Origin of the sequence: Vibrio sp. Isolate34, from assembly GCF_022397915.1 — a bacterium.
Classification (GTDB): domain Bacteria; phylum Pseudomonadota; class Gammaproteobacteria; order Enterobacterales; family Vibrionaceae; genus Vibrio.
The window spans coordinates 1-26,043 of sequence record NZ_JAKEUO010000028.1; the positions used below are offsets into that span (position 1 = coordinate 1).

The 26,043-nt window shown below is 44.6% G+C and carries 23 protein-coding genes, 3 pseudogenes and 1 other annotated feature; of the genes and pseudogenes, 12 read left to right on the forward strand and 14 right to left on the reverse strand.

Annotated elements, in window-relative coordinates; all coding sequences use genetic code 11:
- Positions 1 to 53 precede the first annotated feature (53 nt).
- Together L1D22_RS20715 and metE are read left to right on the forward strand one after the other, a co-directional pair.
- Positions 54 to 215 (forward strand): annotated as a pseudogene (locus L1D22_RS20715) (transposase); the annotation flags it as partial.
- A 60-nt stretch (positions 216 to 275) separates the two neighbouring features.
- Positions 276 to 2,639: a 5-methyltetrahydropteroyltriglutamate--homocysteine S-methyltransferase gene (gene metE / locus L1D22_RS20720; RefSeq protein WP_239831076.1), complete on the forward strand. Its 2,364-nt coding sequence runs from the start codon at positions 276 to 278 to the stop codon at positions 2,637 to 2,639.
- A gap of 98 nt (positions 2,640 to 2,737) precedes the next feature.
- Here metE and L1D22_RS20725 read toward each other — a convergent pair whose 3' ends face one another.
- From L1D22_RS20725 to L1D22_RS20750, 6 genes are all read right to left on the reverse strand, one after another.
- On the reverse strand, positions 2,738 to 3,133 hold the full coding sequence (locus L1D22_RS20725; protein WP_239831078.1) for a GspS/AspS pilotin family protein: 396 nt from the start codon (positions 3,131 to 3,133) through the stop codon (positions 2,738 to 2,740).
- 1 nt (position 3,134) lies between these two features.
- Positions 3,135 to 3,431: a YciI family protein gene (locus L1D22_RS20730; protein WP_017631803.1), complete on the reverse strand. Its 297-nt coding sequence runs from the start codon at positions 3,429 to 3,431 to the stop codon at positions 3,135 to 3,137.
- A 472-nt stretch (positions 3,432 to 3,903) separates the two neighbouring features.
- A complete protein-coding gene (yciA, locus tag L1D22_RS20735) occupies positions 3,904 to 4,302 on the reverse strand; it encodes an acyl-CoA thioester hydrolase YciA (protein WP_017061510.1) in 399 nt (132 codons plus the stop codon).
- Positions 4,303 to 4,569: 267 nt separating this feature from the next.
- Positions 4,570 to 5,154 carry a septation protein A gene (locus tag L1D22_RS20740; RefSeq protein ID WP_239831079.1) on the reverse strand — a complete coding sequence of 195 codons (585 nt, stop codon included), beginning with the start codon at positions 5,152 to 5,154 and terminating at the stop codon, positions 4,570 to 4,572.
- Positions 5,155 to 5,262: 108 nt separating this feature from the next.
- On the reverse strand, positions 5,263 to 5,511 hold the full coding sequence (locus tag L1D22_RS20745) for a hypothetical protein (protein ID WP_176680104.1): 249 nt from the start codon (positions 5,509 to 5,511) through the stop codon (positions 5,263 to 5,265).
- Between the two features lie 339 nt (positions 5,512 to 5,850).
- The gene (locus tag L1D22_RS20750; RefSeq protein WP_239831080.1) at positions 5,851 to 6,738 is read right to left on the reverse strand and encodes a LysR substrate-binding domain-containing protein; all 888 of its coding nucleotides are present in this window, start codon (positions 6,736 to 6,738) and stop codon (positions 5,851 to 5,853) included.
- 181 nt (positions 6,739 to 6,919) lie between these two features.
- On the opposite strand from L1D22_RS20750, the gene hisC reads away from it, so the two are divergent.
- The 5 genes from hisC (at position 6,920) to L1D22_RS20775 (ending at position 12,246) form a co-directional block, all read left to right on the forward strand.
- A complete protein-coding gene (hisC, locus tag L1D22_RS20755) occupies positions 6,920 to 8,053 on the forward strand; it encodes a histidinol-phosphate transaminase (RefSeq protein ID WP_239831081.1) in 1,134 nt (377 codons plus the stop codon).
- 10 nt (positions 8,054 to 8,063) lie between these two features.
- On the forward strand, positions 8,064 to 8,837 hold the full coding sequence (locus tag L1D22_RS20760) for an ABC transporter substrate-binding protein (RefSeq protein WP_239831082.1): 774 nt from the start codon (positions 8,064 to 8,066) through the stop codon (positions 8,835 to 8,837).
- Between the two features lie 573 nt (positions 8,838 to 9,410).
- The gene (locus tag L1D22_RS20765) at positions 9,411 to 10,370 is read left to right on the forward strand and encodes a TRAP transporter substrate-binding protein (protein WP_239831083.1); all 960 of its coding nucleotides are present in this window, start codon (positions 9,411 to 9,413) and stop codon (positions 10,368 to 10,370) included.
- 67 nt (positions 10,371 to 10,437) lie between these two features.
- Entirely contained in the window at positions 10,438 to 10,917 is a 480-nt protein-coding gene (locus tag L1D22_RS20770; RefSeq protein ID WP_239831084.1) for a TRAP transporter small permease, read from the forward strand.
- Between the two features lie 21 nt (positions 10,918 to 10,938).
- Positions 10,939 to 12,246: a TRAP transporter large permease gene (locus tag L1D22_RS20775; protein ID WP_239831085.1), complete on the forward strand. Its 1,308-nt coding sequence runs from the start codon at positions 10,939 to 10,941 to the stop codon at positions 12,244 to 12,246.
- Positions 12,247 to 12,351: 105 nt separating this feature from the next.
- Here the strand turns inward: L1D22_RS20775 and L1D22_RS20780 are convergent, their stop codons facing one another.
- On the reverse strand, positions 12,352 to 13,611 hold the full coding sequence (locus L1D22_RS20780) for a dicarboxylate/amino acid:cation symporter (RefSeq protein ID WP_239831086.1): 1,260 nt from the start codon (positions 13,609 to 13,611) through the stop codon (positions 12,352 to 12,354).
- 470 nt (positions 13,612 to 14,081) lie between these two features.
- Between L1D22_RS20780 and L1D22_RS20785 the strand changes: the two are divergent.
- Together L1D22_RS20785 and L1D22_RS20790 are read left to right on the forward strand one after the other, a co-directional pair.
- A pseudogene (locus tag L1D22_RS20785) lies at positions 14,082 to 15,489 on the forward strand (nodulation protein NfeD).
- 95 nt (positions 15,490 to 15,584) lie between these two features.
- A pseudogene (locus L1D22_RS20790) lies at positions 15,585 to 15,855 on the forward strand (hypothetical protein).
- A gap of 84 nt (positions 15,856 to 15,939) precedes the next feature.
- Here L1D22_RS20790 and trpA read toward each other — a convergent pair.
- The 7 genes from trpA to L1D22_RS20825 all read right to left on the reverse strand — a co-directional run bounded on the left by trpA (position 15,940) and on the right by L1D22_RS20825 (position 23,099).
- The gene (trpA, locus tag L1D22_RS20795) at positions 15,940 to 16,746 is read right to left on the reverse strand and encodes a tryptophan synthase subunit alpha (RefSeq protein WP_132968281.1); all 807 of its coding nucleotides are present in this window, start codon (positions 16,744 to 16,746) and stop codon (positions 15,940 to 15,942) included.
- The gene (gene trpB / locus L1D22_RS20800; protein ID WP_017631791.1) at positions 16,746 to 17,936 is read right to left on the reverse strand and encodes a tryptophan synthase subunit beta; all 1,191 of its coding nucleotides are present in this window, start codon (positions 17,934 to 17,936) and stop codon (positions 16,746 to 16,748) included. The genes trpA and trpB overlap by 1 nt, the downstream gene beginning before the upstream one ends.
- A 144-nt stretch (positions 17,937 to 18,080) precedes the next feature.
- On the reverse strand, positions 18,081 to 19,520 hold the full coding sequence (gene trpCF / locus L1D22_RS20805) for a bifunctional indole-3-glycerol-phosphate synthase TrpC/phosphoribosylanthranilate isomerase TrpF (protein ID WP_239831087.1): 1,440 nt from the start codon (positions 19,518 to 19,520) through the stop codon (positions 18,081 to 18,083).
- Between the two features lie 25 nt (positions 19,521 to 19,545).
- Complete coding sequence (gene trpD, locus L1D22_RS20810) at positions 19,546 to 20,541, reverse strand: anthranilate phosphoribosyltransferase (protein WP_128160078.1); 996 nt, start codon at positions 20,539 to 20,541, stop codon at positions 19,546 to 19,548.
- A gap of 9 nt (positions 20,542 to 20,550) precedes the next feature.
- A complete protein-coding gene (locus tag L1D22_RS20815; RefSeq protein ID WP_239831088.1) occupies positions 20,551 to 21,177 on the reverse strand; it encodes an aminodeoxychorismate/anthranilate synthase component II in 627 nt (208 codons plus the stop codon).
- A 2-nt stretch (positions 21,178 to 21,179) separates the two neighbouring features.
- Positions 21,180 to 22,787, reverse strand: a complete 1,608-nt coding sequence (locus tag L1D22_RS20820; RefSeq protein ID WP_239831089.1) for an anthranilate synthase component 1 — start codon at positions 22,785 to 22,787, stop codon at positions 21,180 to 21,182.
- Between the two features lie 125 nt (positions 22,788 to 22,912).
- Positions 22,913 to 23,027: a sequence feature (Trp leader region), on the reverse strand.
- On the reverse strand, positions 22,974 to 23,099 hold the full coding sequence (locus L1D22_RS20825) for a trp operon leader peptide (protein ID WP_009848753.1): 126 nt from the start codon (positions 23,097 to 23,099) through the stop codon (positions 22,974 to 22,976). It overlaps the preceding feature by 54 nt.
- Before the next feature lie 120 nt (positions 23,100 to 23,219).
- Between L1D22_RS20825 and L1D22_RS20830 the strand changes: the two genes are divergently transcribed.
- The 3 genes from L1D22_RS20830 to rluB all read left to right on the forward strand — a co-directional run bounded on the left by L1D22_RS20830 (position 23,220) and on the right by rluB (position 25,949).
- The gene (locus tag L1D22_RS20830; protein WP_017631786.1) at positions 23,220 to 24,074 is read left to right on the forward strand and encodes a PHP domain-containing protein; all 855 of its coding nucleotides are present in this window, start codon (positions 23,220 to 23,222) and stop codon (positions 24,072 to 24,074) included.
- Positions 24,075 to 24,136: 62 nt separating this feature from the next.
- Complete coding sequence (locus L1D22_RS20835; RefSeq protein ID WP_060467459.1) at positions 24,137 to 24,757, forward strand: L-threonylcarbamoyladenylate synthase; 621 nt, start codon at positions 24,137 to 24,139, stop codon at positions 24,755 to 24,757.
- Between the two features lie 160 nt (positions 24,758 to 24,917).
- Complete coding sequence (rluB, locus tag L1D22_RS20840) at positions 24,918 to 25,949, forward strand: 23S rRNA pseudouridine(2605) synthase RluB (protein ID WP_017631784.1); 1,032 nt, start codon at positions 24,918 to 24,920, stop codon at positions 25,947 to 25,949.
- Positions 25,950 to 26,043 lie beyond the last annotated feature (94 nt).

Sequence of the window (26,043 nt, forward strand, 5' to 3'; positions counted from 1 at the left end):
AGAAACGGTAATTTGCCAAACGCAATTATGGACAAGATATAGACAAAGGCAGTATGGATTGGTGTCTATACAAGTATCGTCACTTGGTCGAAAATGCCTTTGGGAGAATTAAGCATTATCGAGCTATTTCAAGTAGATATGACAAGCTAGAAAGGAATTATGCCAGCATGTTATCGCTGGCATTCATGTTAATGTGGCTACCGATGTATTGTTGAACGTAAAATGTACAGCAAAGATCAACACACCCTAATAATTATTGAATAAGGAACAGGCTCATGAATATTACAACGCATATTCTTGGCTACCCACGTATCGGCGAAAAACGCGAACTCAAATTCACACTAGAGAAGTACTGGCGCGGTGAAATTGACCAATCACAGCTTAAGCAGCTCGGCAGCGAACTGAGAAATCGTAACTGGAATGTACAAGCTGACGCGAATCTAAGCTTTGCAACTGCGGGTGACTTCGCATGGTACGACCATGTGTTAACAACAACTTTGCTTTTGGGTCATGTGCCAAAACGTCACGCTGGTGGATCTGAAGAAGAAAAAGCCTTCCCAGACTTAGATACCTTGTTCCGCGTTGGTCGCGGGCAATCTCAAACTCAAATACAATCTCAAAAACAGCCAACGTGTTGTGGCGGGAAACATGGTTCAGAAAGCGCCAAAGATGGTGCTGCAGCATCTGATATGACCAAGTGGTTCAATACTAACTATCACTACATTGTTCCCGAGTTCAGTAAAGATGATTCGTTTGAAGTGAGCTGGCCACAACTGTTTGATGAAGTGAATGAAGCCATTCAAGCTGGGCATAAGGTTAAGCCAGTCCTTCTTGGCCCGCTGTCTTACTTGTACTTGGGTAAGGAAGTAGAAGAGGGCTTTGATCGATTAGCCTTACTTCCACGTCTACTTACTGTCTACCAAGCGATTTTAGCTAAGCTTGCCAAATTGGGTGTTGAGTGGGTTCAAATCGACGAACCTATTCTGTCGCTCGAGCTTGAAAAACAGTGGGCAGATTCATTCAAATTGGCTTATCAAGTGATTCAAGGTGATGTGAAGTTACTATTGACCACTTACTTTGATTCGGTAACGGACACCTTAGACAAAATCGTAAAACTGCCAGTGAACGGTTTACATATTGACTTAGCCGCTGCGCCACAACAGCTCGATGAAGTCTTGAGTAAACTACCGGAAGAGTGGGTGTTGTCTGCTGGTGTCATCAACGGACGCAATGTTTGGCGAGCAGACTTGGCTACTCAGTTAGCGAAACTGCAACCTGTGAAAGAGAAGCTAGGTGATAAGCTGTGGGTGGCAAGTTCATGTTCGCTACTGCACAGCCCAGTTGACTTAGAGTTAGAAGATTCACTTAGCGATGAAGTGAAAAGCTGGTTTGCTTTCGCGAAACAGAAAGTCACAGAGGTTAGCTTATTGGGTGCGGCGCTAGACGGCGATCAAAATGCCATTTTAGCGTGTGAGACTTATAGCCAGCCGATTGTGGCTCGTAAGAGTGCAACTCATGTTAATAAGCCGCAGGTACAGGCTCGTATTAATACTATTACTAAAACATTAGCGGAGCGCAGTGCACCTTATGCAGAACGCGCCGCGCATCAATCAGAGGTACTAGGTTTACCTTTATTGCCAACTACAACCATTGGTTCGTTCCCACAGACAGGCGAGATCCGTGTTCAACGCAGCGCTTATCGCACTGGAAAGTTGAGTGAAGCGGAATACACCACCGCACTAAAAGGTCACATCGCGGACGCGGTCAAGCGCCAAGAAGCACTCGGCTTAGATGTGTTGGTGCATGGTGAAGCGGAACGTAACGATATGGTGGAATATTTTGCTGAAAACCTCGCAGGCTTCCAAACCACTAAATTTGGTTGGGTACAAAGCTACGGCTCTCGCTGCGTGAAACCAGCGATTGTGGTGGCAGATATCGAGCGTGAAAAACCGATGACGGTGGAGTGGTCGACCTACGCGCAATCACTGACTTCAAAGCAGATGAAAGGCATGCTAACTGGACCTGTCACTATCTTATGCTGGACGTTCCCACGTGAAGATATCTCACGTAAAGAGATCACTAATCAGTTGGCATTTGCGCTGCGTGATGAAGTGTCTGATTTACAAGATGCAGGAATCAACATTATTCAGATTGATGAACCAGCGATTCGTGAAGGTTTGCCGTTGAAAAAACGCGACCATGCAGAATATTTAGAGTGGGCGGTAGATGCCTTTAAGATCTCGGCTGCGAGTGCTAAGCCAGAGACTCAGATTCATACTCACATGTGTTACAGCGAATTCAACGAGATCATTGATTCAGTGGCCGCACTAGACGCCGACGTGATCACCATCGAGACTTCTCGCTCGAACATGGAACTGCTTAAAGCGTTTGAAGAGTTCAATTACCCGAATGCGATTGGTCCAGGTGTTTACGACATCCACTCACCAAACATTCCATCACAAGAGTGGATTGTTGATTTACTTAAGAAAGCGGCAGAGAAAATTCCAGCAGAACGCTTATGGGCAAACCCTGATTGCGGGCTGAAGACGCGGAATTGGGCTGAGGCGGAAGCGGCGCTGACTAACTTAGTTTCGGCAACTAAAGCATTGCGTAAAGAGTGGGAATCAGCAGAGGCATAATTCAGTCTAGTATTTAGATTGACCCGCTATTCCACGATGAACCACAAAAAGGCCTCGCAAATGCGAGGCCTTCTGGTTTTATACTTGTTCGATCGAATCTAGCTGCTGCTCTGACACGTCTCTTTGCTGATCAACTTCTCAACCATCAGTTGTCCGCGAGTGTTGCGAATCTTGATGTTGTAAGCCAAGCCCATATCGAGGTTTGCTCTCACTTCAGAGTTGGTGCAGTAGCTATTCACACTTATGTCTACAACTTGGTTTAAAGGTTTCGCACCTTTAGCATCTTGGTTGTAGATCATCATGATTTCAATCACGGTGTTTTTTGCGAGTACTCGCATGACCGACAGCGGGCCATATTCAATCGGTAGGCCTGCAGATAAAACACCAGCTCGGTGCTGCGCCATCATCTCGAGTTGTCTTTGTTGGTCTTGCTCACTTGAAGCACAGCCTGCAAGCAGAGCCATTGCTAGTGAGCCAATAATCCATTTTTTCACGTTAAAATACTTTCTTGAATGGTTTTACGATGACATTTTGGTAGACACCAGCTTCGATGTACGGATCTGCGTCTGCCCATGCCTGTGCGTCTTCTAAAGAGTTAAACTCAGCAATCACAGTAGAACCTGTGAAACCCGCTTCGCCAGGGTTATCCGAATCAATAGCTGGCATTGGACCTGCTGTCAAAAGTCGGCCTTCATCGTGAAGTGTTTGTAGGCGTTCTAGATGTTGTGGGCGAACACTTAGGCGCTTTTCTAATGAATTTTCGACGTCTTGAGAAAAAATCACGTACCACATATTGAGATATCCTTATTTTACTTCACTGAATTGGGGCGTTTAAATTCGCTATCTTGCTAATTTACGCGAACTAATTGGTATTGGAAGGGCTAATGATAAGAAATTGTGAAATGGTGCGAGAGAGCAGTATGGTCGTTAGGGCGTGTTGACCTTTCGTGGTTAAATTTTGTTCGGGTGGGGACGCCTAGTCAAAAGCGTTTTAATCGCGGCGAGGGGGAAGTAGCCTAGCATTCTAAGCAAATCTCCCTCAACAAAGAGTAAAACGCTTTTAGCTGAACCCTTCGGGCAGCGTTTGCTGGTCATTTCTACTACGTTATCGGCTTCTTATGGAGGCTAGCTACACATCAAAGCCTCTTCCTTGTATAAATACCCAGCAATTCGCTGCAAAAATCAGCTCGAAAGGTCAATACGCCCTAGTAATTTCATTTGCTGAAACTAAAGACCACTGACGTATATGACTTAGTGAAAAATACTATTTGTTGATAGGGCGAGGCTTGCCACTTTCATCAACAGCCACGTAGTTGAAGGTCGCGCCACAAACTTTGTAACGGTCGCCTATGCCGTGATCAAGCACAGGCTTAACCCATACTTCTAGGTCGATATTCATCGAGCTACGGCCAATTTTGGTACAGTCGCCATACACACACACCACATCGCCAACCGATACAGGTTGTTTGAATTCAATGCTTGATACTGAAACAGTCACAATCTTGCCGTTAGAGATCTCTTTCGCCAAGATGCCGCCAGCTAGGTCGAGCTGAGACATTATCCAACCACCGAAGATCTGACCCGCAGCATTGGTGTCAGAAGGCATCGCTAATGTGCGAAGAAGTAAAGAACCAATAGGGTTCAAAGTTGATTGAATCGTCATTGTAGTACTCTTGGTGGTATTGATTATCTTAAATAAAAACTGATGTGTTGACTGGTTAAGCACATTGGCAAATGAGTGCAATGAACAACAAGAAACCAGATGACCGCTAATTTAGTGAGATTATCATTAAATAATAGGTTTTATTTTGACCAGTTTCCGCAACACAAAAAAGCCAGTGGCCAATGATCACGAGTATCATTGGCCACTGTTAAATAGCATATTGATAAGAATTGTATCAAAAAGGGAATGAGGACTCATCCCTTAGGGTTACTTCTCGTCGGTATTTTTATCCGTTAACTCTTTCTGCTGGTCTTTTGGTAAATGCTGCTCTTTTGGTAAGTGCTTATAGATGTACACACCTGTCAGTAATGTGAACAACAAGGTCGCGATGAGCAAGCCAAACACCTTGAAGTTAACCCAGACATCCAACGGCAGGCTGAAAGCAACGTAAACGTTGAGAATGGCGCATAGGGTAAAGAACAGAGTCCAAGCCCAGTTGATTTTTCCCCATACGGCATCAGGCAGTGTGATCTCTTTCCCCAACATGCCTTTAATGGCTGATTTGCCCATGAGGTGGCTGGCTGTCAGGCCAATAGCGAACAGAGCGTAAACGATCGTCACTTTCCATTTAATGAAGTTGTCGTCGTGTAAGAAGATGGTCATGCCACCAAATACGGCAACCATAAGGAACGTGACCACCTGCATTTTCTCTACTTTTTTGTAGATGAAGTACGTCAAAACAATCTGTACTGCAGAGGCAACAATCAAAGCACCTGTCGCGGTGTAGATGTCGTACATCTTGTAGAGCGCAAAGAAAATGATGAGAGGGATGAAATCAAGAATTTGTTTCATGTGGACTGACTATCCAGTTAGTTGAGTTGCTAACAGTCTAACTAAAATTGCCCCGATGCTAAATAGCCCGAGGCAATTGGCTGTAAAACTAATTTTGTTAAGCACGAGTCAGCGGATTGACGACGTTTGGTAGCGAGGAATCAACTTCTTGATATCTTCTAAATAGCCTTCGCTTTTCAGATTATCTAAGGTGTTCTCTAGTTCTTGCTCGCTCATGGCGAAACACGTTGATTTTCCCGTCGTCAGGTCGAGATACTCGTGATATTCACGCTCAGTAAAGTGACCAACTCTATCCATTAGCAAGGTCTTAATTCCGTGGTGAATCAAGCCGTAATACGTATGTCTTTGTAAGGTCATAGCCTATCCTCCGTGACAAGCTGCATGATGAATAAGATGCAACCTGCTGTATATTGGTTGGGTTATCTATGACAAAGCAATTCGAATGCCATTTTCTCAATGAGGACAGATCTTTTAACCTAACGAAATGATTTGATTTGTATTTTCATTGAGCTAAAAGAAGGTTTCGTCTGCTCTCACCCAAACAATACGTTGCGGAAGAGGAATAGTTTTATTTTGAGAATCGATTTCTTACATCAATTTGGGAATCACTTGATTCTCATTCTGACGAGCTAGGGCGCTTTCCCTTTATAACGCCTTGTTTAAAATGATTTTATTTGATTCGTTTCAATTATTCCTTTAATCAACGAGCCAATCTACCAGAGTCGATAATGACGCATTTTGACGATTCTTAGGTTGCAGCAAGAAGTAACCGTTGCCGGAGAACACACTGCCTTCACTTACTTTCACCAATCTCCCCAAATCGATATCTTGCTTAGCGAGCGTAATATCGCCTATCGCTATACCAAATCCTTGAATGGCCGCGTTCATCGCTTGGTCGAGCGTGGCGAACTGTTGGTTGTTCTTACTGGAAAGATCATGGCTGCCGATGTGTTCTAACCAAAGTCGCCAGTCACTTTGTTCATTGTTGGCATGTAACCAAGTGTACTGAGCAAGCTTGTGTGGCTTGATAACAGTTGAAGTGCTGTCAATCAGGTGGCTTGGCACAATGCTCTGTGCTTGGCAGATAGGGGCGAGTTGTTCGTTGAACAGCAGTTGACTAACAATTGAGTGCTGGCTTGGTTTCTTGCCATAGGTGATCACCGCATCGAAGGGATCAAAGCTTGGCTCAAAAACGTGCTTGATGGTCGATGTGAGCTCGACGTCAATCTCAGGATAGGCCTGTTGAAACGACATCAACTTAGGTAATAGCCAAGAGGTAATACAACTCGGGGCATTGAGCTTTATCTTAGAGGGAGAGCTCGCGACCTGATTAAGTGCCGATTGCAGTTGTTGAATTGTCCCTTGAATGAGAGGAACCAGTTCTTCTCCTTTAGGCGTTAATGACAAACCACGAGCATGGCGATAGAAGAGATCACACCCCAGATTGTCTTCAAACGACAACACCTGGCGGCTCACTGCCCCTTGCGTCACATTGAGCTCATGTGCTGCGCGTGTAAAGTTGAGATGCCTTGCCGTAGACAAGAATGCGAGCAAGGTTTTGGTTGAAGGGAGTGTGTTGTTCATATCATTACCTATGACTTTTTATCATGGCTATTATGTGATTATTTCGATTCATTTATCAATAGTGTTCTGTTTGAATGTAAATACTTACTCATCATTAGTGATTCAATATGTGTATAAATCACATTTTTTGAATATGAAAGCAGTGGTGAAGACATTGTGACTATGTGAAAGGGATAGCTTCTTGACATCTTTTATTGATAACTTAGTGCCTCAGGCTGTAAAAAAATTAATACCTTATCAATCAGCAAGAAGAATTGGTGGTGATGGACGTGTCTGGTTAAACGCAAATGAATTGGAAAGCGCTTTGTTTCAACGAGAAGCCAGTCATAATCGTTACCCAGACTTTTTACCGCAAGACATTGCCAAGGGTTACCAAGCTTATTGCGGAACTGACGTTGCAACCGTTGCGGTGCGTGGTGCCGATGAAGCGATTGATTTACTGATCAGAACATTCTGCAAACCCGCTCAAGATAATATCCTTATTTGCTCACCAACGTATGCCATGTATGAGTTTTGCGCTGATGCATTAGCGATTGAAACGCTTGATTCTCCTTTGCAGGAAGATTTCAGTTTAGACGTTGCTGATATTCTGAATAAAGCTGAGTTGGCTAATATCGTTTTCCTTTGTTCGCCGAACAACCCAACAGGCAATGTGATTCCGAAATCGGATCTGATTCAGGTGCTTGAAGGGACTCAGGGTAAATCTTTGGTTGTGGTGGATGAAGCGTATATTGAGTTTGAACCGCAAACATCAGCCGTGAGCCTGATTGAACGCTACCCACATTTGGTTGTAATTCGCACCTTGTCTAAGGCATTTGGACTTGCAGCAGTACGCTGTGGTTTTATCTTGGCGAGTCAAAATGTGATGCAGTATGTCTCAAAGCTCATTCCGCCATATCCAATGCCAGATTGTTCGTCTCAGATAGTTCTAGAGGCGTTATCTAATGAGCGTGTAACTGTGATGCAAGAAGCAACCTCAAAGTTGGTTGAACTACGTAATCGCTTTGCTTCTGAACTGAATCAGTTTGATTTCATTGAGCGGGTTTACCCGTCTTCTACCAACTTTGTGTTAATACGCCACAAGCCTGAACATGAGCTGTTTAGTGTATTGGCGAAAGATGGCATTGTGACAAGGAATCAACATCATGAGCCTGCATTACGTCACTGCGTTCGAATCAGTATTGGTAGCCCAGAGAGCATGGCGGAAGTGATAGCGTCACTTACAAGTTACCAGACCGGATTAGAAAAGAAGCAACAAACTCAACAGCTTCAAGATAAAGAACCTCAATTTCAACTCGACAAAGATCATATCTAGGATGGCAATGATGAAAAAGATAATACTAGGACTTGCTTGTGCGGCCGCTTTACTTGGTACAACGGTACAGGCGAAAGAAATCCGTTTGGCGTCAGATTTTACCTATCCGCCATTCAACTACAAAAATAGTGAAGGCGTGCCTGTCGGGTTTGATATTGAGATAGCTGATGCTTTGTGTGAGCAAGCTAAACTAGATTGTACTTGGGTATCACAAAGCTGGGACTCTCTAATTCCAAGCCTATTGGCAAGAAAGTCAGATGTGATAATGGCTTCTATGCGTATTACCGAAGAGCGTAAACGCAAAATCTTGTTTACTGACAAGTACTACCAAACACCAGCTGTATTTGTTGCTGCCAAAAGCACAGAGTTTGCAATTGATGAGACAGGTTTAGCGGGCAAAACCATCGGTGTTCAGCAAGGCACAATTCACGATCGTTACGTAACAGATAAATTTGGTAGTGTTGCCAACATTAAGCGTTATACCGGGCAAGATGAAGTGTATCTGGATCTGAAAAATGGCCGTTTAGATCTCACCTTCGGCAATTCCGATCAACTGTCACTCGCTTTCTTAGATAAGAAAGAAGGAGAGGGCTTTGAATTCAAGGGTAAAGCGGTAACCGACAAAGCCTACATTGGCGAAGGCACGGCGTTAGCACTAAGAAAGCAAGATTCAAAACTGGCAAAACAGTTCAACAACGCCATCGAAGAGATCAGAGCCAATGGTACTTACGACAAGATTGCTTCTAAGTACTTCACGTTTGATATCTATGGTAGTGATTTGTAATTGAGCTAGCGCCTAAAGTTAAATCACCAAAAAATCCGAGAGCTGTTAGGCACTCGGATTTTTGTTACAAACAATTCTACCCAGTAAGATTCCCACCATTGCCCTCATACCCGTTGATCCACTCTTGTACACAAAGCTTTATCTTTATTTCCTCTCCCAAGCGCAGTTAACATCCCACTTTTCGACCGATGAAACCTTCTTTGTCCATGCTTTGAAATTGGGTTTTAAGTCTTAAAATAACACAAGTTTACGTGTGGTTTTTAGTTAAGAGCTTGTTCTTGAAGCAGTTGAAAGTACCCAGAATCCCAAATAAATCCTAAAGTAGGCTAATTAATGGCTCAAATAGTGCCAAATATGATTGGTATCACAATCAAATAAAGCATCAGGCTCACATACGAACCTTAGTTCACAAAACGTACAGGTGCTATTGTAATACAAAATTCATAAGGTAAGAATATTGTAATGAAGCGTTACACGAGTGAGCGGTATGCAATTGATTTTTAGATCTCAAGCTCGGCTCTAACGTGACATATAAAACTGTACCTCTTACAAAAATGGATTCTGGAGAAGAACATGAAAAAACACCTACTGACGATTGCTGCAGCATCAATTCTCATGACATTTGGAGCTCAAGCAAAAACTTTGACCCTAGGGCATGCAATGTCACTAGAAAGCGCTGCTCACCAAGGCATGGTGATCATGGCTGATAAAGTTAAAGAAAAATCGAATGGTGACCTTACGATTAAGATCTTTCCGAACGGTCAACTAGGCTCTGAGCGTGACCAAGCTGAGCAAGTTGTTACGGGCGCGATTGATATGGCGAAAATCAATGGTGGATTAGCTGAATCTTTTGAACCAACGTTTAAGGTTAATGCACTGCCTTTCTTATTCCGTGATGTTCCACATATGAGAACGTTCATGCGAAGTGAAGCTGCACAAGAGATGCTACTTTCAAGCGAAGGTAAAGGTTTCATTGGACTTACATTTTATGATTCAGGTACACGTAGCTTCTACGCTAAAAAAGCAATTAACTCGCCGGCCGATCTTGCAGGAATGAAAGTTCGAGTGCCTGGTTCTCCAACCATGATGGAAATGGTCAACCTATTAGGTGGTAAAGCAACACCTGTACCTTTCAATGAGGTATATACAGCACTGCAACAAGGCGTAATTGATGGTGCTGAAAACAATATTTCTAGCTTAGTTGAAATGAAACACAGTGAAGTTGCTAAATTTTACTCTATGGACCAGCACATGATGACACCCGATGTGATCATCATTTCAGAATATAAATGGGCTTCACTAACGCCAGACGAACAAAAAATCTTAAAGGAAGCAGCAGCAGAGTCTCTTGAAGAGCAGATCAAGATCTGGGACGCAACAGATGACATGAACAAAGAGAAAGGAATGAAAGCAGGCGTAACGTTTGTTGAGGTTGATAAAGCCCCTTTCCGTGCAGCTGTTAAACCTATGATTGATGAAGCGAAAAAAGACCCTAAATTAGCTTCATTCATTGAAAAAATTGAAGTTCTTTAACCAGTATTAGTGAAAATATAATTTTGCCTTGGCTTTGCTAAGGCAAAATTTTTTGAGGTATCACCCCATGTTAGCAACTTTCAGAAACCTACTTGATAGGTTGATTCTTTTTGTCTCTTCTTTTGCACTCATGTTACTGGTCGTGACGGTCACTTGGCAGGTTTTTAGTCGCTATGTGTTGAATGACCCAAGTAACTGGACTGATGAACTTGCTCGTTATGCGATGGTATGGCTGGGGTTATTGGGAGCAAGTTACTTATTTGGTATCAAAGGACACTTAGCAATAACGTTATTGGATGGTTATCTTAAGGGCAAAGCACACATAGCACTGCATTTACTCATCAATGTAATTTCTGGCGCATTTGTCTCTTTAGCAATGCTTCAAGGTGGTATTGCCTTAATGGGAAGAACCACACAACAACTATCTCCAGCACTGCAATTACCGATGTCGACGGTCTATTCAATATTGCCAATTTCAGCCGTTATTATCCTCATCTATTTGGTCATGAATACGTTTGATCTTTTTTGTGAACCCAATAAAAAGTAAGTTATAAAAGGACCTTATATTATGGATTTGTCCATTGGTGTTTGGCTGCTAGGCCTCTTCTTATTCATGATCGCGATAAGCATGCCCATTGCGATTGCAATTGCTATGTCATCTTTAACGATCATGTATTTCATCTTACCGTTTGAAGTCGCAAGTATTACTGCGGGTCAAAAAATTATTACCGGTATCGATAGTTTCAGTTTATTAGCAATCCCTTTCTTTATCCTCGCTGGGAATATAATGAATGTGGGTGGTATAGCGAGTCGACTGATCAACCTTGCAAAGCTCTTGGTGGGTTGGATTCCTGGTTCACTTTTCCACGTTAATATCTTTGCAAATATGATGTTTGGCGCCGTTTCAGGATCAGCCGTTGCAGCTGCAGCAGCGGTAGGCAAAACCTTAGGCCCTGAATTAGAAAAAGATGGTTATGATAAAAACTTAGCAACAGCAGTAAACGTTGCATCTTGCCCGGCTGGTTTATTAATACCGCCGAGTAATTCGCTGATCGTATTTTCAGTGGTATCGGGTGGAACATCCGTTGCGGCACTGTTTATCGCAGGTTATGTCCCAGGTATTTTAATGGGTCTAAGTTGTATGGTCGTAGCCTATTTCATCGCTAAAAAGAAAGGCTATAAAACAAGTGCCAATGACGGCTTTACAACGAAAGATGTGCTTAATATTGTTTGGCAAGCAACGCCAAGCTTGGGGCTTATTGTTGTTGTTATTGGCGGTATTATTGGTGGTGTGTTCACTGCAACAGAAGGGGCATGTATAGCGGTTCTGTACTCTTTTATACTGTCACTCTGTTACCGAACCCTCAAGTGGGAGCACTTCCCGGTAATTTGCAGAGAAACCGTTCAGGTGACTGGCATTATGTTGTTCTTGATTGGTGCTTCTACCATTATGTCATGGGCAATGGCTTTTACTGGTCTACCAACAATGATCAGTGATTGGATGCTCTCTATTTCAGATAATCCGATTATCATCTTTATTCTGATGAATCTGATTCTACTGATTGTGGGTATGTTTATGGATTTGACGCCAGCCGTATTGATCTTTACCCCTATCTTTATGCCGATAGCCGAGCATTTAGGCATGCATCCCATTCACTTTGCGATGATGATTATCTTCAACTTATGTATTGGCATTGCCACGCCACCCGTTGGTACTGCGCTATTTGTAGGCTGTAGTGTCAGTGGTTCTAAAATTGAGAATGTTATAAGAAGTATCATGCCGTTTTGTGCCGTATTGATCGTCACATTGTTGGCCATTACTTTTATTCCAGAAATCAGCTTGGCTCTTCCTCGTGCATTTGGGTTAATCAATTAACCTTTCAAGTACGAGATTAATCGACTCAACTAGAATAAGTATCTAATAAAAAACCGCCTTAAAATAAGGCGGTTTTTATTTATTCATTCAAAGTGAACGACAAGATTAAGCTTGCTGTTTTTGCAGCTCAGCTTCTTTCGCTTCGTCTTCGATTAGAGAATCAACGATGACTGCACATGCTGCATCACCAGTGATGTTCAGAGCAGTACGGATCATGTCGAAGATACGGTCTAGAGCGAACAACAGAGGTAGACCTTCGATAGGAATACCAGCCGCTAGAAGAACTGCAACCACTAGGAAAGAAGGACCTGGAACACCTGCTTGACCAACTGCACCTAGTGTAGACGTAACGATGATAGCAACGTAAGCGCCCATAGATAGGTCGATGTTGAATAGCTGAGCGAAGAAGATAGCCACTAGGCCGTAGTAGATCGCGTTACCAGACATGTTGATCGTTGCGCCAAGAGGCAGAACGAATGAAGCGGTAGAGTTACGAACGCCAAGTTCTTTCTCAACTGTTTCCATTGTTACTGGTAGTGTCGCCATTGATGAAGCCGTTGATAGTGCAACCGCTTGAGGCTTCTTCATTGCGACTAGGAACTTCTTAGCTGAAGTCTTAGTGAAGATTTGAATCATCAGTGGGTAAGCAACAAAGCCGAAGATAAGGATTGCAGCGATGTAAACGATGAACAGTTTGAATACAACCATTAGTGCGCCAAAACCGAACGTACCTACTGCTTCTGCCATTAGACCGAATACGCCAAGTGGTGCAATGATCATCACTTTGTTGATCATCCATACCATAGCGTCAACAATCGCGTTTACGCCATTGATGATAGGGTCACGTTTTTCTTTCGCTTGCTTAGAAAGCGCGATACCAAAGAATAAGCAGAAAACTAGAATTTGCAGAATGTTTGCTTCGTTCAATGATTGGAAAACGTTGGTAGGGATCATGCCAGTAATGGTTGCCCAGAACGTTGGAAGTTCGCCTTTCGCAGCGTATTCAGAAGAGAACATGCCTTCTACGCCAGAAACATCGATACCACGACCCGGTTCGAATACTTCACCCATTACAAGCGCTAGTGCTACAGCAAGTGCAGACGTTAGTGCGAAGTAACCCAGTGTTGTCACACCGACTTTACCAGCCGATGAGCTGTTACCTAGACCAGCAGCACCTGAAATTAGGGCAACCGCGACTAGAGGGATAACCAGCATCTTGATCAAGTTGATGAAGATAGCACCCAGTGGAGCGAACATAGTTGCGCTGTCACCCATCATCGCGCCGACTACGGTACCGATGATCATTGCAATAACGACTTGAACGCCGATGTTGCTTAGTAAATTCTTTTCTTTTAACACTTCCATAACCTCTGTGCTACTAAATATAAAAATCCCAGAACTACCCACCAATGTACGATGTACCATTGGATAAATATTTCGCGAAGAGTTTTACACGTATCCTTTACATTTATCAATATGAGCAGAGGTGAAAGACGTCTAAAAATAGGAAGTCTAATGTTATCTGTCGTTTTTTTGTACCGGTGCAAACGTTTGCTTTTGTTTTTATTGGTTAGTTATTTGTCGAGTTTATAAATGTAAATCTATCTGGTGTTATGTGAATGATTTCTATGCTTCGGTATTTAGTGGGTTTTGTTAACATTTTCGTTTCATCTTTGCGTTTTTTTTGCTCGTTGCGAACGAGGTGAGATTTTGAGCTGTGTGTTGTGTGAAATTCAGCCTGAACTATGCTTAAGATATCTATTTATTACCAAGATGTTACCTCTACGCTTTAAATAAAACGTCTATCTAGCATCTCAGTTGTAAGGAGAGGGGCTATGACTTTTATATTAAAGTGCTTGTTCGCGTTTCTTCTGTTGTTCGCCTCTGCTAATGTTCAGGCCGATGATGTCTGGGTGATAGAGGTGAATGGAGGTATAGGTCCGGCGACCAGTGACTACCTCACGAGAGAAATAGAACAAGCTCACGACGAGCAAGCTAAGCTCATCATATTGAAAATGAACACGCCCGGCGGGTTAGATACGTCGATGCGTGACATTATCAGATCCATCACCACGTCACCGATTCCGATAGCAACTTGGGTTGGACCAGCAGGTTCACGCGCAGCAAGCTGCAGGGACTTATATTTTATTCGCCAGTCACATCGCATCTATGGCTCCCGGAACCAACTTAGGCGCCGCGACTCCAGTGTCTCTTGGTGGAGGTAAAGGCCCTTCTAATCCGTTATCTCCACAAGAAGACGCCAATAAAGACGACAGCGCCACAGCCAGTGAGCAAAGTTCACCTAAAGAAGATAACTCTGAGCAAGTAAAAGCCACAACGGCGATTGAGAAGAAGGTGATCAACGATGCGTCCGCTTACATTATTAGCTTGGCTAAATTGCACAATCGTAATGAAGAGTGGGCAGAAAAGGCGGTAAGAGAAGCGGCGAGTTTAGATTCAGAGAATGCGCTCGAACTTAACGTCATTGATTTCATCGCGAGTGATTTACAGCAGCTAGTGGAAATGAGCAACGGACGCACCATCACAATCAATGGCGTCAGTCAGCAAGTTCAATTAAGTGATGTGGCGTTTGTCGAGCGAGAACAAGACTGGCGCTTTAGTTTGCTTTCTGTGATTACGAATCCAAACGTTGCTTATATCTTAATGCTGATTGGTATCTACGGCTTGTTGCTTGAGTTTTATAACCCAGGTGTCGGCTTGCCAGGGGTACTTGGTGGTATCTGCTTGGTGTTAGCTATGTACTCCTTACAAATGTTGCCTGTGAGCTATGCAGGTCTCGCCCTCATTCTACTCGGTATTGCCTTGATGGTCGCCGAAGCCTTTAGTCCGAGCTTTGGTATTTTTGGCTTAGGGGGCGTTGCTGCGTTTTCACTTGGTTCCATCATGTTGATGGACACTGAGGTGCCGGGTTACCAAATCGCATTACCGTTAATTATCGGAATCAGTTTGTTCTCTGTAGCGTTTATCGTCGTAACAATATCAATGCTAGTCCGAGTAAGAAACAAGCCAGTGACGACTGGGATGGAAGCGGTTGTCGGTGAGATTGGTAAAGTCGTCAGCGGTTTCCCAGGTGCGGGTCGTGTGCTGGTTGAAGGTGAGATCTGGCAAGCTAAGTGCGCTAATGAACTGAAAGCAGGGCAGAGTATCAGAGTCACCAAGCTCACAGGGCTTTCTTTGGATGTTGAAGCGCTGCCCGATGAGACACCATCGAAATCTAGTTAGCGCGAACTGTTAGCACGCACTGTTAGCGCGGAATGCTAGCACAAATTTGATTGAATTATTAATTGCTTAGCCATCGTTACCATTAGGGGGCGGTTATGTTTATACACACTATAGGTATTGTCATCGTGCTCGTTGTCTTGTTGATAGCCAGCATGTTCCGAGTTCTGCGCGAGTACGAGCGTGCAGTGGTGTTCTTCCTTGGGCGCTTTTATGGTGTGAATGCAGACACTAACCGAGGTCGCGAATGAACGCACCACAACCATCGTATTCCCGATGCCTGTCGATTTGGTGGATAAAATCACTGACCCGATCAAAGCGACACTCAATGAGGCTGCGATTAAGAAAGCGATGAAGTCGGAAGATTAACAAGTTTTTCCGACAGAAATAAAAAAGGCACCACATCTGTGGTGCCTTTTAGAATCTAAAGTCGTGTTTAGCGAATGCTAAAGATTACTTCTGTGTTGCGGCTTTCATTGGCGTTACAAACTCAGCCAATGCTTTAAGCATTGCTTCTGGTTGTTCAACATTGTTCTCAATGATTTTTACAACCGCTGAGCCAGAGATAGCACCGGCAGCGCCAGCTTGAATCGCTTCTTTTACTTGCTCAGGAGCAGATATACCAAAACCAAGCAGTGCTGGTGGCGCATCGAACTTGTTCAAACGATCAAGTAGTGCGGTTACTGGCATGTTCGCTTTTGTTTCTGCACCCGTTACGCCAGCACGAGAAAGTAGGTAAGTGTAGCCACCACCAAGTTCTGATACTGACTGAAGCGTTTCATCGCTCGCCGTCGGTGGAGCAATAAAGATTGGATGAACGCCAAATTTCTTCGCTGCTGCAACAAACTCGCTGCTTTCATTGGTTGGTACGTCTGCAATCAGTACTGAGTCGATACCTGCATTCGCACAACGCTCGTAGAAGTTCTCAATACCACGTGCGTAAACCAAGTTTGCGTACATCAGTAGGCCGATTGGTAGCTCTGGGTATTTCGCGCGGATTTGACCAATTAGATCAAAACACACATCAGGTGTTACTTTAGAATCTAACGCACGAATGTTCGCACCTTGGATTGTTGGGCCATCAGCCAGTGGATCAGAGAATGGGATACCAAGTTCAAGCGCATCAGCACCTGCTTCAACCAAAGTTTCCATGATCTTAAGAGACTGTTCAGGGTTAGGATCGCCAACCGTTACGAATGGTACAAATGCACCCTGATTCTTTTCAGCTAAGCGAGTGAATAGTGATTGATAGCGATCCATTATAATGCTCCTTTCTCTTTAAGGATGTCGTGTACAGAGAAAATGTCTTTGTCACCACGGCCAGACAAGTTAACAACTAACAGCTGTTCTTTTTCTGGTTCGTCGTGAGCCATTTTGATTGCATGAGCTAAAGCATGAGATGACTCTAGCGCTGCGAGGATACCTTCATTACGTGCGATAGATTGGAACGCTTCTAGCGCTTCATCATCGGTTACGTTTTCGTATTCAGCACGGCCAATAGCATTTAGGTGAGCATGCTGAGGGCCAACTGATGGGAAATCTAGACCTGCAGATACAGAGTAAGACTCTTCTACTTGGCCGTTCTCATCTTGCATCAATGGTGCTTTCATACCAAAGAAGATACCCGTTTTACCGTGCTTAAGCGGCGCGCCGTGTTGGTCGGTATCAATACCTTTACCAGCTGGCTCAACACCGATTAGGCGAACCGTTTCTTCTTCGATGAAATCAGCGAACATGCCGATAGCGTTTGAACCGCCGCCAACACAAGCGATAACGGCATCAGGAAGGCGACCTTCACGAGCTAGAATTTGGTTTTTCGTTTCTTCGCCAATCATACGCTGGAAATCACGAACGATGGTTGGGAATGGGTGAGGACCCGCAGCCGTACCTAGCAGGTAGTGCGCATCTTCATAAGTTGCAGACCAGTCACGTAGAGCTTCGTTACACGCATCTTTTAGCGTAGAAGAACCAGAATGAACAGGGATAACCTCTGCGCCCATTAGCTTCATACGGAACACGTTCGGGCTTTGACGTTCAACGTCTTTAGCACCCATGTAAACGCGACACTTAAGACCCAATAGAGCACATGCTAGCGCCGTCGCAACACCGTGTTGACCAGCGCCTGTTTCAGCTATGATTTCTTGCTTACCCATACGTTTAGCAAGTAGCGCCTGACCCAGTACTTGGTTCGTCTTGTGTGCGCCACCGTGAAGTAAGTCTTCACGCTTAAGGTACAGTTTGGTTTTTGTACCTTTAGTTAGGTTGCGAGTCAGCGTTAGTGCCGTTGGACGACCCGCGTACTCTTGAAGAAGCGTCATGAATTCACTGCGGAACTCAGGATCGGCTTGTGCATCGATAAATGCTTGTTCAAGTTGGTCTAGTGCTGGCACTAGGATCTGTGGTACGTATTGACCACCGTATTCACCGAAGTAGGCATCGAGTTTAGCCATTATCTTATTCCTTCAATTCTATTGGCGTGTCTTCACACCAAGTCGTTTAGTCTTGTTTGAGCCTCGCTAAGGCAAAGCTCACAAATATATTTTCTAGTTTCCGCTTTCTAGTTCTAGCTCTGGTTTTTGCTTTTAGAAGCCAGATTAGTAATTACGAATCTCTGCAAAAGCGCGTTGTAGTTTGTCTGCGTCTTTTTTACCCGGAGCAGATTCAACTCCAGAGTTTAGGTCTAATCCTAAGCAGCCCAACTTAGCGGCTTGATTAGCATTTTCTGGGTTTAGACCACCCGCCAACATGATTGCGCTTTGGTTGTTGATTAGGCTCCAATCGAACGCTTGACCTGTACCACCTGTTTGAGAACCCACTTTAGTATCTAGCAGGTGACGAGTCACGTTGCTTTCCAGTAATTCTGGTAATGCGCTCTCAGCGCCGCAAGCCACACCGTAAGCTTTCCAAATCTCAACGTTTTCAGGCAGTGATTGTTTTAGCTCATCGACATACGCTTGAGACTCATCACCGTGCAGTTGAACAGCAAACAAACCGAGCTCAGAAACCGTGTTAGCAACATCTACCACACTGTGGTTTTGGAACACACCGACGTAGTTCAGCGGTGCACCGCTCATCGTTAAACGAGCCGCTTCGATATCCACATGACGTTTAGACGCTTCAACGAAAATCAGACCACCTAATACCGCGCCTGCTTGATACGCTTTGGCAGCATCGTCAGAGTGAGTTAAACCACAAACCTTGTTTTCGCCCAGCGTAACTTTACGAACGGCCAGTTCAAGGTTCTTTTCAGCCATAAGAGAGCTGCCGATTAGGAAGCCATCTGCAAATGTTGAAAGGTCACGCACTTGTTGGTGGGTGTAGATGCCAGATTCTGAAATCACGATGGCGTTTGGAGCCAGTTCGCGAATCAGTGGAGCCAGCTCTTTGGTACGATTCAAATCAGTTGAAAGGTCACGTAGGTTACGGTTATTAATGCCGATCACCTTAGCGTTTAGAGCCACAGCACGGTGAAGTTCTTCTTCGTTGCTGACTTCAGTAAGCACACCCATGTTGAATGAGTGAGCAACCTCAGCAAGTGCTTTGTACTCTTCGTCATCCAATACCGATAGCATCAACAGGATAGCATCAGCTGAATAGTGACGAGCTAGGTAAACTTGGTAGGTGTCAACCATGAAGTCTTTACACAGGATTGGCTGCTTAGCAATGCTGCGAACCTTAGGTAAAAACTCAAAGTCACCTTGGAAGTACTTCTCATCGGTCAGCACTGAAATCGCGTTAGCGTGATTGTTGTAAACCGATGCAATGTAGTCCAAGTCGAACTCGTCACGGATCAAACCTTTTGACGGAGAGGCTTTCTTACATTCAGTAATGAAAACCGTCTGTTCGCCGCTCAGTGCATCATAAAAGCTGCGGTCTGTTGCAGTTAACGCCGCTTTAAACTCTTCCAGTGGTTGAGCTTGCTTACGCGCTTCAACCCATTGGTATTTATCACGAACGATTTTTGCTAATACTTCCGCCATTTCAGCTTCTTTGACTGAAACGTGGGTCGACAGTTTATCGGTAGTCTGTGTCATGTTCTTTGTCTCAATTCGTCGTTCGTTAGGCGTGCGCAGCAAGCTTTTGTACAAGCTCGTATGCTTTGCCAGAGTTCATCGCATCAATGGCTTGTTGTGCGTTGGCTTTTAGGTCTTCGTGACCAAATAGACGCATCAATAAAGCAACGTTCACAGCCACTGCACCAACTTGTGCCTCAGTGCCTTTACCCGTCAGGATATTGGTTGTGATGGCTTTGTTTTCTTCTGGCTCGCCGCCCTTGATAGCTTCAAGCGGGTGAGTGTTCAAACCAAAGTCTGCCGGTGTCACTGTGTATTCGTGAATCGCACCATCTTTGATTTCTGCAACCATGGTTTCACCGTGAATTGCGACTTCATCAAGGCCGCTACCGTGAACAACCGCCGCGCGCTTCATGCCCATTTGCAGCATGGTTTCCGCGATAGGGCGTACAAGCTCTTTGCTGTAAACACCCATTAGCTCGATGTTAGGGCGAGCAGGGTTAATCAGTGGGCCAAGGATGTTGAAGATAGTACGTGTTTTCATTGTTTGGCGAACAGGCATCGCGTGACGCACGCCACCGTGGTATTGCGGAGCAAATAGGAATGCTACGCCAAGCTCATCGACAGCTGTACGTGTATCTTCCGCGGTCATCGCTAGGTTAATACCAAATGAATCCAGTAGGTCAGAAGAGCCTGATTTGCTCGATACACTGCGGTTACCGTGCTTCGCGACTTTTAAGCCACAAGCGGCAGCAACGAATGCTGAAGTCGTCGAAATATTAATGGTGTTGTGACCGTCGCCGCCTGTACCTACGATATCTGCAAAATCGTAATCTGGGCGTGGGAACGGGTTTGCATTAGCAAGCAGTGCTTTCGCCGCACCGGCGATTTCTTCTGGCGTCTCGCCTTTGATTTTCAGTGCAGTCAGTGCAGAAGCCATCAGGATTGGGTCTAGTTCACCCTTGATGATAACGTCGAATAACTGTTGGCTTTCTTCTTGAGTAAGAGACTGCTGTTCGTAAAGTTTATTAATCTGTTCCATGATTTCGTCCTAGTTAGTCTTTTTATCAAGAGCGGCTTTCTTCTCAAGGCAGAGAGGCTTCTCTAGAGCCCATTCGATCGCGTTCGCTAGAAGCGTTGCACCGTAGGTCGTCATAATTGATTCAGGGTGGAATTGGAATCCACACACCTTGTCTTGTTCTTGAACCACAGACATGACCAGACCATCGACTTCAGCTGTTACCGTTAGGCTATCAGATACATGCGTAGCAACCAGAGAGTGGTAGCGAGCAATAGCCAGTGGAGAAGGTAAGCCTTGGTAAGTCGCATGATTTTGGTGTTCCATCATCGACACCTTACCATGAATGATTTCGCCTGCGCCTGCAACGGTACCGCCATAAGCTTCAACGATCGCTTGGTGGCCTAAACAAATACCAATCATTGGCACTTTGCCTTTTAGCAACTGAATCAGCTCAGGCATACAGCCCGCGTCAGCCGGAGCGCCAGGGCCCGGTGAAAGTAGGGCAACAGGGTTGTCTAATTCGTTAATCGCCGCTTCAACGACCTTTGCAGAGATGTTGTTACGGTAAATTTTTACGTTGTGACCCAATGAACGAAACTGGTCTACAAGGTTGTAAGTGAACGAGTCGAAGTTATCGATGAATACAATATCAGCCATGATTACAACTCCTTCTTATTTGAGATGTTCAGATTTGCTGCAGAGTTTTTAGTATGTGCAGCTTGAATCGCTGAGATGACCGCTTGTGCTTTGCCGCGAGTCTCATCTGCTTCTGCTTGTGGGTCTGAATCGAATACCACGCCCGCGCCAGCTTGTACTTGTGCTACACCATCTTCAACGTAAGCAGAGCGAATCACGATACAAGTATCTAACGTGCCTTTTCCTGTTAGGTAACCTACCGCACCGCCATAGCTACCACGACGCGTTTTTTCTACGTCACGGATAAGCTGCATTGCACGGATTTTAGGAGCGCCTGTTAGCGTCCCCATGTTCATACAAGCTTGGTAAGCGTGTAGGGCATCTAAGTCTTCACGTAGTTGACCAACAACACGAGAAACCAAGTGCATCACATGGCTGTAGCGGTCTACTTTTAGCAGGTCTGCTACGTGGCGAGTGCCAGCTTCAGCGATACGTGCCACATCGTTACGTGCTAGGTCGACCAGCATCATGTGTTCCGCGTTTTCTTTCTTGTCGGTGCGCAGTTCAAGCTCGATACGGCTGTCTAGGTCGAAATCGATTTGACCGTCAGGACGCTTACCGCGACGACGAGTGCCGGCAATTGGGTAGATCTCAATTTGGTTGGTTTCGGTTTCGTATTTCAGCGCGCTTTCGGGAGAAGCACCGAACAGAGTAAACAGCTCATCTTGCATGTAGAACATGTAAGGGCTTGGGTTGCTTTGCTTAAGTTCTTTGTAGGCTGCCAGTGGGGCAGGGCAAGGAAGCGTGAAGCGGCGTGAAGGTACCACTTGGAACACATCACCTTTTACTACGTACTCTTTTAGGTCACGAACCGTTTGGCAGAAGTCTTCATCAGAAACACTTGGTACAGCGTCAACGTTGTCTAGTGGCGTAACTTCTGTGATGGCTTTCAGCGACTGACATTGTGTTTGAATGTCGGTTAGGCGCTCAGTTAGCTGTGCTTTGACACTTTCATCTTGAGCAAACAAGCTTGCGTGTAGCAGACCTTCATTCTCTTGGTGATCGAAACGCAACAGGGTTTCAGCCACGTAGAATACAAAGTCAGGGCAGTTGTTGGTTGCTTCAGCATCGCCTAGTGGTTCGAAGTTCGCCACGATGTCGTAAGCGAATAAACCAGCCATGAATAACGCGTGCTTATTATCAGCGTCTTGCTCAAAGCTGTGCTGAACCAAACGCAGTGCATCGAAAGAAGAAGCTTCTCTTAAGCGTGAGTCTTCGTCTAATTCGTTGCTCGGCTCAACAAAAGTCAGCGTTAGTAAGTTATCCGTCAAATCAGATTTAATTTCAGATTTAACGTTTTGAGTTAGGTGTTCGATAAGCGCTTGACCGTTTTGAGTCAACGCTTGAAAGGTTACTTCATGTCCGCGGCATACAATACGAACAGCAGAGTCGATAAGGAGTAGGCTTGTCAGGTTCTGTTTAGATTCAATCTCAGCAGATTCCAACAGCAAACTGTCTGTTTTGTTCTCACACAAGGTATGAAAAACACTGGTTGGATCTTGCGAGTAAGGAACTGAAGAATTGATGACCTTAATGGTTCCCAGCTTTTTGATTTCAATGGCCTTGTTCACAAGACCTCCTTTATGATTCTTTAAATTTCCTGCCGTACATAGTCGCATAAAGATACCTTTCACCCAATCTAGAATATGGTCAATTCGATGATTTGTTAGTCAGTTGAATGTGAGATGTTCGACAAATTAAAAAGCCCGCTATTAAAGCGGGCTTAGTGATAACTTTTTTATAAACAAACTGTTTAATTAGAAGTACACGTTAGCCCACCAAGAACTTGTCCAAGTGCGCCACCAATTAAGCTCTGAACTTGCTTCTACTGAAGAAAGTTCTAAAACTTTATCTTTATGGTTTTGGTTAAATTCTTGTAACATGGTGAACCTATCAAATGTGATACTTCGTATTTGCGTACTAGTTAACTAGTTTTCTGCTTGCGGGTCAAGTGTGTTGACACAAATATAACGATAAAAATTGAAAACAATGAAAAAGAATATATGAGAATTGATCTACATAGTCATACAACAGCCTCAGATGGCCGACTTACTCCACCTGAGCTAATTGACCGAGCGCTAAGCTTTAACATCGAAGCGTTAGCGATTACAGATCATGATACGACTGATGGGCTTGCTGAAGCACGAAGCTATATTGCTGATAACAACCTTCCGATTCAGTTGATCAACGGCATTGAGATTTCGACTGTTTGGCAAAACAAAGATATCCATATTGTTGGGTTAAACGTTGATCCTGAGTCGCCTGAATTGAAAGCATTGATTGAACAACAGAAGCAACACCGTATCGGGCGTGCCGAGCTCATTGCTCAGCGTCTTGAGAAAGCGACCCGAGAAGGGGTGTTGGACGAAGTGAAGTTAATTGCTGGTGATGCGCCTATCACTCGTGCTCACTTTGCTAAGTGGTTAGTTGACAATGGCTACGCGAAAACCATGCAGCAGGTGTTTAAAAAGTTTCTGACTCGCAATAACCCAGGTTACGTTCCGCCAACGTGGTGTTCAATGAGTGATGCTGTCACGGCAATTCATGCTGCTGGTGGACAAGCAGTCTTGGCTCACCCTGGTCGATATGGCTTTACAGCGAAGTGGGTTAAGCGCCTGTTAGCGGCATTTGTTGAAGCAAAAGGGGATGCGATGGAAGTCGCTCAACCTCAGCAAGCGCAACAAGAAAGACGCACACTTGCGGATTATGCTATACAATACAAACTATTAGCCTCCCAAGGCAGCGATTTCCATTACCCATCTCCGTGGATGGAACTTGGACGTAATCTCTGGCTACCTTCTGGGGTAGAAGAAGTATGGAAAGATTGGGAGTTTCAAACGGTTTCACCATCTGAATAGTCTTTAGGTGATCCAGCTCCTTCTGATGATAGAGTCGAGAGATTCGATAACGAGGATCAACAATGAGCCAGTTTTTTTATGTACACCCAGATAACCCACAAGCACGTTTAATCAGCCAAGCGGTTGCGATTATCCGCAATGGCGGTGTTGTGGTTTATCCAACTGATTCCGGTTATGCACTGGGTTGTCAGCTTGAGAACAAACAAGCACTTGAACGTATTTGTAAAATTCGCCGTATCGACGATAAACATAACTTCACTCTGTTATGCCGTGACCTGTCTGAACTGTCACTGTATGCACGCGTGGATAACGTTGCATTCCGTCTGCTTAAGGCGCATACGCCGGGTGCTTACACGTTTATTTTCAAAGCAACCAAAGAAGTGCCAAAGCGTTTAATGAACGCGAAACGTAAAACCATTGGTATTCGTGTACCAGACAACAAGATCGCGCTAGACCTATTGGAAGCGATGGGCGAGCCGTTGATGTCGACGTCATTGATTCTGCCGGGTAACGAGACAACCGAATCGGATCCTGAAGAAATTCGTGACAGCCTTGAGCACGCCGTTGATGTTATCTTGAATGGTGGTTATTTGGGCGAGCAACCAACAACCGTTATTGACTTCAGTGACGATGACGCTGTGATTCTACGTCGTGGTGCTGGTGATCCTGCGCCGTTTGAATAATCGCTTTACTGATTAACAGTCTGTAACGATACAACGAACCTGCTATAGCAAATAACAAGTGCTTTTTAGCGGGTTCTTTGCGATAATACGCGACCGCGATTTGGTCGCGAAAAAATTCATTCGACGTCTGTGAAGACGACAATTAGGTAGAAAAGAGTAAATGAGCGAAAAATTACAGAAGGTTTTAGCGCGAGCTGGTCACGGTTCTCGTCGTGAACTAGAAGGTTTAATTAAATCTGGCCGTGTAAGTGTTAACGGACAAGTTGCGAAACTGGGCGAGCGTCTTGAAGACGAGAACTCAGTGATCCGTATCGATGGCCATACTGTTTCAGGCAAAGCTTCGGAAGAAGTTGTTTGTCGTGTACTTGCTTACTACAAACCTGAAGGTGAGCTTTGTACTCGTCACGATCCTGAAGGCCGCCGTACTGTTTTCGATCGTCTACCTAAGATCCGTGGTTCTCGTTGGATTTCAGTTGGTCGTCTTGATGCAAACACATCGGGTCTTTTGCTTTTCACTACTGATGGTGAACTTGCAAACCGTCTAATGCACCCAAGCCGTCAGGTTGAACGTGAGTACCTAGTACGTGTATTCGGTGAAGTGACTGAGCAGAAGGTTAAGAACCTTGTGCGTGGCGTTGAACTAGAAGATGGTATGGCTCGTTTCGAAGACGTGGTTTACGCTGGTGGTGAAGGTATGAACCATACTTTCTACGTAGCGATTAACGAAGGTCGTAACCGTGAGGTTCGTCGTCTTTGGGAATCACAAGAAACAACAGTAAGCCGCCTGAAACGTGTACGTTACGGTGATATCTACCTTGATAAGAAACTGCCTCGTGGCGGTTGGAAAGAGCTAGATCTTGAAGAAGTTAACTACCTACGTCAGCTAGTTGAACTGAACCCAGAGAAAGAAACTTTGTTGGATCTTGATCCTTCAAACACTTCTCGTAAGCGTGAGCGTTCTCGTAGTCAAAAAATTCGTCGTGCTGTTAAGCGTCACGAAGAGCGTGCAAATGCACCTAAAGGCCGTAGCAACCAACCTAAGCGTAAGAAGCCTGCGACTCGCGGTACTACAACACCTGATTCAGGTCGTAGCGCTCCAGCAGCTAAAGGCAAGCCTCAGGCTAACAAAAGCAAGCCTAAGATGAACAATGGTCGTCCGGCTAAACCAGCTAAGCCAAGAACACGTCAGTAAGTTCTTAACTTAACGTTTCATTAGCTGAAAGCACTGAATACTAAAATACCTGCTCATTGAGCAGGTATTTTTACATTTGAAGAAATAAAAGATG

Coding starts and splice junctions, on each gene's coding strand:
- metE (WP_239831076.1), top strand. CDS start 276: ATGAATATTACAACGCATATTCTTGGCTACCCACGTATCGGCGAAAAA.
- L1D22_RS20730 (WP_017631803.1), bottom strand. CDS start 3,431: ATGTGGTACGTGATTTTTTCTCAAGACGTCGAAAATTCATTAGAAAAG.
- yciA (WP_017061510.1), bottom strand. CDS start 4,302: ATGACGATTCAATCAACTTTGAACCCTATTGGTTCTTTACTTCTTCGC.
- L1D22_RS20740 (WP_239831079.1), bottom strand. CDS start 5,154: ATGAAACAAATTCTTGATTTCATCCCTCTCATCATTTTCTTTGCGCTC.
- L1D22_RS20745 (WP_176680104.1), bottom strand. CDS start 5,511: ATGACCTTACAAAGACATACGTATTACGGCTTGATTCACCACGGAATT.
- L1D22_RS20750 (WP_239831080.1), bottom strand. CDS start 6,738: ATGAACAACACACTCCCTTCAACCAAAACCTTGCTCGCATTCTTGTCT.
- L1D22_RS20760 (WP_239831082.1), top strand. CDS start 8,064: ATGAAAAAGATAATACTAGGACTTGCTTGTGCGGCCGCTTTACTTGGT.
- L1D22_RS20765 (WP_239831083.1), top strand. CDS start 9,411: ATGAAAAAACACCTACTGACGATTGCTGCAGCATCAATTCTCATGACA.
- L1D22_RS20770 (WP_239831084.1), top strand. CDS start 10,438: ATGTTAGCAACTTTCAGAAACCTACTTGATAGGTTGATTCTTTTTGTC.
- L1D22_RS20775 (WP_239831085.1), top strand. CDS start 10,939: ATGGATTTGTCCATTGGTGTTTGGCTGCTAGGCCTCTTCTTATTCATG.
- L1D22_RS20780 (WP_239831086.1), bottom strand. CDS start 13,611: ATGGAAGTGTTAAAAGAAAAGAATTTACTAAGCAACATCGGCGTTCAA.
- trpA (WP_132968281.1), bottom strand. CDS start 16,746: ATGGATCGCTATCAATCACTATTCACTCGCTTAGCTGAAAAGAATCAG.
- trpB (WP_017631791.1), bottom strand. CDS start 17,936: ATGGCTAAACTCGATGCCTACTTCGGTGAATACGGTGGTCAATACGTA.
- trpCF (WP_239831087.1), bottom strand. CDS start 19,520: ATGACACAGACTACCGATAAACTGTCGACCCACGTTTCAGTCAAAGAA.
- trpD (WP_128160078.1), bottom strand. CDS start 20,541: ATGGAACAGATTAATAAACTTTACGAACAGCAGTCTCTTACTCAAGAA.
- L1D22_RS20815 (WP_239831088.1), bottom strand. CDS start 21,177: ATGGCTGATATTGTATTCATCGATAACTTCGACTCGTTCACTTACAAC.
- L1D22_RS20825 (WP_009848753.1), bottom strand. CDS start 23,099: ATGTTACAAGAATTTAACCAAAACCATAAAGATAAAGTTTTAGAACTT.
- L1D22_RS20830 (WP_017631786.1), top strand. CDS start 23,220: ATGAGAATTGATCTACATAGTCATACAACAGCCTCAGATGGCCGACTT.
- L1D22_RS20835 (WP_060467459.1), top strand. CDS start 24,137: ATGAGCCAGTTTTTTTATGTACACCCAGATAACCCACAAGCACGTTTA.
- rluB (WP_017631784.1), top strand. CDS start 24,918: ATGAGCGAAAAATTACAGAAGGTTTTAGCGCGAGCTGGTCACGGTTCT.